Annotated in this window: 3 protein-coding genes and 1 pseudogene; 1 reads left to right on the forward strand and 3 read right to left on the reverse strand. The window is 39.5% G+C overall.

Annotated elements, in window-relative coordinates; translation table 11 throughout:
• Nucleotides 1-135: 135 nt before the first annotated feature.
• A complete protein-coding gene (locus P9E47_RS19990; protein WP_326164522.1) occupies nucleotides 136-2946 on the forward strand; it encodes a cation-translocating P-type ATPase in 2811 nt (936 codons plus the stop codon).
• 48 nt (nucleotides 2947-2994) lie between these two features.
• On the opposite strand, the gene P9E47_RS19995 is transcribed toward P9E47_RS19990, so the two are convergent.
• From P9E47_RS19995 to P9E47_RS20005, 3 genes and pseudogenes are all read right to left on the reverse strand, one after another.
• Nucleotides 2995-4686 carry a glycerol-3-phosphate dehydrogenase/oxidase gene (locus P9E47_RS19995; RefSeq protein ID WP_326164525.1) on the reverse strand — a complete coding sequence of 564 codons (1692 nt, stop codon included), beginning with the start codon at nucleotides 4684-4686 and terminating at the stop codon, nucleotides 2995-2997.
• A 148-nt stretch (nucleotides 4687-4834) separates the two neighbouring features.
• Nucleotides 4835-6325, reverse strand: coding sequence for a glycerol kinase GlpK (gene glpK, locus P9E47_RS20000; protein ID WP_326164528.1), 1491 nt, complete (start codon nucleotides 6323-6325; stop codon nucleotides 4835-4837).
• Between the two features lie 80 nt (nucleotides 6326-6405).
• Nucleotides 6406-6771: pseudogene (locus P9E47_RS20005) on the reverse strand (MIP/aquaporin family protein); the annotation flags it as partial.
• Nucleotides 6772-6791: the final 20 nt, after the last annotated feature.

The raw sequence follows: 6791 nt of genomic DNA on the forward strand, positions 1-6791 counted from the left end.
ATAAATATGGTTCACCTAAGAAATTAGTTTTAAACAAAATTTGTTCAACAATTATTCTTAAATTTCATAAAAATAAAATGCTAAAATATTATCAAAGGAAAAAAATGGCTTCACCTTCCAGAGGGGATGGTAACAATGGCAGGTAACGATTCCGTAAGACAAATTGACAAACAATTTATATCAAGCATTAAACCGTCTTCGGCTTTTGAATACTTGAACACAAAGGAATGCGGTCTATCTAACGTCGATGTGCAAGAAAGGGCTACTATCTACGGAAAAAATACTATTAAAACAAAAAAAGCCTTTCACCCTGTTCGTCGTTTTACAAAACAACTGTTCAATCTTTTAGCGATTATGCTATGGATTGCTAGCATTTTGGCAATTATTGCTGGCACCCCGTTGTTAAGTTATGTAATGTGGACAATCATCATTATTAATACCATTTTTTCATTTATACAAGAAAGAAAAGCAGATCAGGCTCTGCAAGCTTTAGAAAAGATGATCCCAAACAATGTGAAGGTTTACCGGGATGGAGAGCTGTCCGTGCTACCAGCTGACGAATTGGTACCCGGAGATGTTATTTCTTTAATGGCAGGCGATAAGGTCCCAGCTGATGTCCGAATTGTCTCCGCTGCCGGGCTGTTCGTTGATAATTCGATGTTAACCGGGGAGTCAATACCTGTTGACCGCGACGGGGAGGGCGATCCGCTCGAAGGCAAATCAATCGTAAATAGTCGTAATCTATTATTTGCTGGAACAACTATTACGGGGGGCGAGGCAACAGCAATCGTCTATGCAACCGGAAAAAATACGCAAATTGGAAATATCACACAATCCACCACCCAAATCAAAAGAAGAAAAAGTACATTGGAATATCAAATTCAAAAAATCACTAAAACACTTATCATCATTGCTCTTATTCTTGGATTATTGGCCTTTGTAATTTCAACATTCGTTACTGGTATCCATATTAATGCGGCACTAATTTTTGCCATCGGTATTATTGTTGCCAATATTCCTGAAGGTCTCATGCCTACAGTAAGTCTTTCATTGGCAATGGGAATGCAGCGCTTAGCTAAGAAAAATGCCCTCGTCAAAAAACAATCCGCAGTAGAAACACTAAGCAGTACCTCTGTCATCTGTACTGATAAAACCGGAACATTGACACAAAATATTATTTTTGCCAAAAAAATTTGGACGGCCAATGGTGTTGTTGACATTAGTGGTGAAGGATATGGAAAACAAGGAGAACTGATATCCGTTACTGATCAGAATAAACAAACACTGGAGCGGCTTTTTACAGCTTCAACGATTTGTGCCGATACTGTTCTCCATAGTGATGAAACTGAACCTAATAAATGGAAGGTTATCGGTGACCCAACTGAGGCTGCTATTTTAATTGCAGCACAGAAATTCGGCATTTGCGTTGATGATTTGGAAAAACAATTTGAACGAACGATTGTTATTCCTTTTAGTTCCGCTACAAAAACAATGTCTGTTTTGGCACGTAATAAACAAAATTCTTCTTTTGAAATAAATCATTTGCTGCAATTTACTAAAGGAGATCCCGCTAAAGTCATTGATCATTGTCGTTATATTTTTAAGGAGGGTCAAGCTGTTACGTTAACTCAAGAGGAAAAGTTACAAATAAATGCATACAAAGATAAAATGGCTGGAGAAGGATACCGGATAATAGCCATTGCTTATTCGGATCATATTGGTGATGTTGAAGCCATTTTCGGTGATTTGGTTCTTCTTGGATTGGTTATCATGTATGACCCACCAAAGGAACGTGTAGCCGCTGCAATCGCCGATTGTTATCGGGCTGGTATCAAAGTAACAGTTGTAACTGGGGATTATAGTCTAACAGCCGCAGCTATTGCAAAACAAATTGGTATTATTAGAGATCAATATATTGCAATAACTGGGGCGGAGCTTGAGAAGATGAGCAAAGAAGAGCTAGGGAAAAAAATTGATACGGATATTCCCGTTATTTTTGCCCGTACGACCCCCAAGGATAAATTAAAGATTGTCGATGCTTATCAAAGTTTAGGTCATATTGTAGCAGCAACTGGGGATGGAATTAATGATGTTCTTGCGCTTCGAAAAGCTGATATCGGCATATCAATGGGGAAAAATGGATCAGACGCCGCCATTGAGTCATCGGATGTTGTCCTTTTAGATGATAATTTTGCCACAATCGTCGAAGCAGTAAAAGAAGGTCGAGCTATCTATAGCAATATCCAAAAATTTATTACGTATATACTAGCTTCTAACATACCGGAAGTGCTTCCTTTTTTAGCGATGGGAATTTTTAATATCCCGCTGGCCTTAACGGTTTTACTTGTCTTGGCCATTGATATTGGAACTGATTTGATACCAGCCATCTCCCTTGGACAAGAAATTCCGGATGATGACGTACTTGATCATCCGCCAAGAGATCCACATAAAAATATTTTAGATAAAAATGTATTGCTCCGTGCCTATGGTTTCCTTGGTGTCATTGAAGCTGGCATGTTATTTGTAATGTATTTGTTAACCTGGAACCACTTTGGCTTTACAGTAAGTGAACTTCGCTCATTCACAGCAGCGCTTGCAGACGGAACAGCCAGTGAACACATCATGTATGTTTATAAATATGCGATCACTTTATCATTTGGAGCCGTTGTCGCCTGTCAAATCGGCAATATTCTAGTATGTCGTTCAGCGCGGCAACCATTCTATAAATCTATGAAAAAGAAAAACCACTTAATGATTTGGGGGATTGTCATCGAAATCGGGCTTTTCTTATTGATTGCTTATACTCCGTTGTTTCAATTATTATTCGGCACAATCGCACCAAAAGTTGAGCATCTTTTAGTATTGTTGGTATGTCCAATTGTGCTTATTGGTGTTGAAGAGCTTCGGAAGTGGGCCGTTCGTAGGACAAGGAAGAGATTCGTTTAATATAGGCACGATAAAGTAGTTATCGTGCCCGTCATCCTTGTTTTTTTATTAATTTTCATTAGAAGCTGTTGGTAGTTCTTTTCTTTCTTCAACTGGAACAGTTGCCTCTATTAATGCATTTTCTAAAGCCCATGTGTACTTTTGTAATTCCTTTTCATCCCAGCTAAATTCGTCTTTCATATATTGAATAACCTTGTGGCTCCACTGTTTTACCGTTTTAATATCAAACAGAATGGCTCCAGTTCGGCGGTTGAAAAAGTCGATTGGTGTGACAGTCATTTCGTTTTGAATCGCATAGACAAGTTTAGCGAATAGTGGAAGCGGTAAACCATATTTTAATGCATCCATCTTCTTACTTTTCAAAAGCTCAAAGACTTCGGAAACGTTAGAACCATATCGTCTCGCAAGGTCTTTTGCTTCTTCTTTTGTTAAGCCGATAGCTACACCGGCCTTCACTTGTGAATTAACAAAAGCTTCAAGTTTACTTGATCCGCCCAAATCGCCACCAGAAATTGGCATATGTTTTGTGTTACATGCTTTGAGATTTCGACCTTCACTTGCTTGGAATTTTTTAGCTAATAGGTCAACAATGGTTTCCGCCATTTTCCGGTAGCCTGTTAATTTTCCTCCTGCAATGGTTATAAGTCCTGATTGGGATTCCCAAATTTCATCCTTACGGGAAATTTCAGAAGCATTTTTCCCTTCTTCATAAATAAGCGGACGAACACCGGCCCAGCTTGATTCAATATCTTTTTCGGTAATCTTTACATCCGGGAACATGTAGTGAATCGCATTTATGATGTAGCTTCGGTCACTTAAAGTCACATTGGGATTGGCTTTATCTTGATCGTAAAATGTATCCGTTGTTCCCACATAGGCTTTGCCTTCACGTGGAATCGCAAACACCATTCGTCCATCTGGTGTGTCAAAGTAGACAGCTTGCTTTAATGGGAACTTAGATTGATCAATAACAAGATGGACACCCTTTGTTAATTGAAGCACTTTCCCGTTCTTTGATTTATCAAGATCACGAATTTCATCAACCCATGGGCCGGATGCATTAACGACCAATTTCGCACGAATTTCATATTGTTCACCTGTTAGCTGGTCTTCGACTAAAGCACCAACCACTTTTCCGTTTTCATAGCTTAGCTTGATCACTTTTGTATAGTTACAAGCAACGGCACCTTTTTCGTGAGCTGCCTTCATGACTTCAATTGTAAGTCTGGCATCGTCGGTACGATATTCAACATAATAGCCGCCGCCTTTAAGACCTTCTTTCTTTACAAGCGGTGCTTTCTCGAGTGTTTGATCAGCAGAAAGCATGGAACGGCGCTCGCTTTTCTTTACACCAGCTAAATAATCATAAACTCGGAGCCCTATTGATGTACTGAATTTCCCGAACGTACCACCTTTATGCATCGGAAGCAACATCCACTCAGGTGTTGTTACATGTGGTCCGTTTTCATAAACAATAGCGCGTTCCTTCCCAACCTCAGCTACCATTTTTACTTCAAATTGTTTTAAATAACGAAGTCCGCCATGAACTAATTTCGTTGAACGACTTGATGTACCTGCTGCAAAATCCTGCATTTCAACAAGAGCTGTTTTTATTCCACGAGTTTGGGCGTCTAAGGCGATTCCCGCACCGGTAATCCCACCGCCAATAACTAAGACATCATATGTTTCACTTTTTAATTGTCCGATCATTTCTTTTCTATTTAGAGCTGAAAATTTCATAACAATATCCTCCTTTTAATATAAAAAGAGACCACAAAGACACTATCCCCAAAAGATAATGCTTTGTGGTCTCTCCAATTCTCCAACCAGTTTTATTAACTTAATATTATTTTACCATAACCTGCTTGACCTATGCTATAGAAAAAATTTACTTAAATGCCATTGTAGCTTGGATCGCTTTTTTCCAGCCATTATATAAATCTGTCCGGCGATCTTCATCCATTTTTGGAACAAACTTTTTATCTATTACCCATTGTGTTGAAATCTCATCAGGACTTTCCCAAAATCCAACAGCAAGACCTGCTAAATAAGCAGCCCCAAGTGCCGTTGTTTCATTTATCGTTGGTCTCTCTACCGGAACATTAAGAATATCACTTTGGAATTCCATTAAGAAATTGTTCTTAACTGCACCACCGTCAACCCGCAATGTTTTCAGTTTAATACCGGAGTCCGCCTCCATTGCCGATAAAACATCCTTCGTTTGGTAAGCTAAAGACTCCAGTGTAGCGCGAATAAAATGTTCTTTTGAAGTACCCCGTGTTAGGCCAAAAACGGCACCACGGACATCACTATCCCAATATGGAGTTCCAAGACCTACGAAAGCTGGTACGACATAGACGCCATCTGTAGAAGGGACCCTTGCTGCATATTCTTCACTATCTTTTGCATCTTTTAACATCCGAAGACCGTCCCTTAGCCATTGAATCGCTGATCCAGCAACAAAGATACTACCTTCTAGCGCATAGTTAACCTTTCCATTGATTCCCCATGCTATGGTAGTTAACAATCCATTTTCGGAACGCACAGCCTTTTCCCCTGTATTCATCAACATAAAGCAACCTGTGCCATATGTGTTTTTAGCCATTCCTTCACCAAAACATGCCTGACCAAACAACGCTGCCTGCTGGTCTCCAGCCACTCCCGCAATCGGAACCTCTTTACCAAAGAAGTGGTAATCAATCGTATTAGCATAAATTTCGGAGGAAGGACGAACTTCTGGCAGCATTGATTTTGGTACGCCTAAAATTCCTAAAAGCTCATCATCCCATTTTAGCTCATGAATATTATACAGTAACGTCCTTGATGCATTAGAATAATCGGTCACATGGGCTCTTCCACCAGAAAGCTTCCAGATTAACCATGTATCCACGGTACCGAATAATAATTTCCCTTGTTCAGCCTTCTCACGGGCACCTTCGACATTTTCCAAAATCCATTTTACTTTGGTCCCTGAAAAATACGGATCAAGTAGCAATCCCGTCTTTTCTCGAAATAGTTCATTGTATCCTTTTTCTCTAAGCTCATCACATATTTCGCTTGTTTGACGAGATTGCCATACGATGGCATTGTAAATAGGCAATCCTGTTTCCTTGTCCCAAACGATCGTTGTTTCCCGCTGGTTTGTGATACCAATTCCAGCAATTTGCTCGGCCTTTGTACCAGAATCAGACAATACCTCAGCAATTACTGATAAAACAGAACCCCATATTTCATTGGCATTATGTTCGACCCATCCGGCTTTCGGAAAATATTGTGTAAATTCTTTTTGTGCAACATGAACGATTTCACCTTTTTTATTAAAAAGAATGGCGCGTGAACTTGTTGTTCCTTGATCTAAAGATAAAATATATTTTTCCATTCTAATCTCTCCCCATATACATGTAATCTAAAACTATATATGAACTGCCAGACTTTAGTTGATAAAATGCGGTCATTTTCCTAAGCAGCCTTTTCGACATCATCTACTGCATGTGATATTTTTTTGCTAAAAGAATAAGCAAGGATAAGAGCTATCAGATTTATAATAACGACTCCCCACAATGTTCCTGTCATTTCCCCTAGAAAAACAGCTCTATAAAATACTGCTCCTAAAGAACCTCCTAAAAACGGTCCAACAACCGGTATCCATGAATAACCCCAGTTGGAGCTGCCCTTTCCAGGAATCGGTAGCAAGAAATGGGCAATACGTGGTCCAAGGTCACGAGCCGGGTTAATCGCATAGCCCGTTGTTCCACCTAAAGACATCCCAATTACAACAATTAATAGCCCAACCGCTAATGGATTTAAACCTTCCGTAAACTCATTTTATAATGGACCCAAGAAAC

This window comes from Schinkia azotoformans (assembly GCF_035811335.1).
GTDB classification, from domain to species: domain Bacteria; phylum Bacillota; class Bacilli; order Bacillales; family Bacillaceae_J; genus Schinkia; species Schinkia azotoformans.

Excerpts from the sequence above, each read along its gene's own strand:
- P9E47_RS19990 (WP_326164522.1), top strand. The coding sequence starts at position 136 with ATGGCAGGTAACGATTCCGTAAGACAAATTGACAAACAATTTATATCA.
- P9E47_RS19995 (WP_326164525.1), bottom strand. The coding sequence starts at position 4,686 with ATGAAATTTTCAGCTCTAAATAGAAAAGAAATGATCGGACAATTAAAA.
- glpK (WP_326164528.1), bottom strand. The coding sequence starts at position 6,325 with ATGGAAAAATATATTTTATCTTTAGATCAAGGAACAACAAGTTCACGC.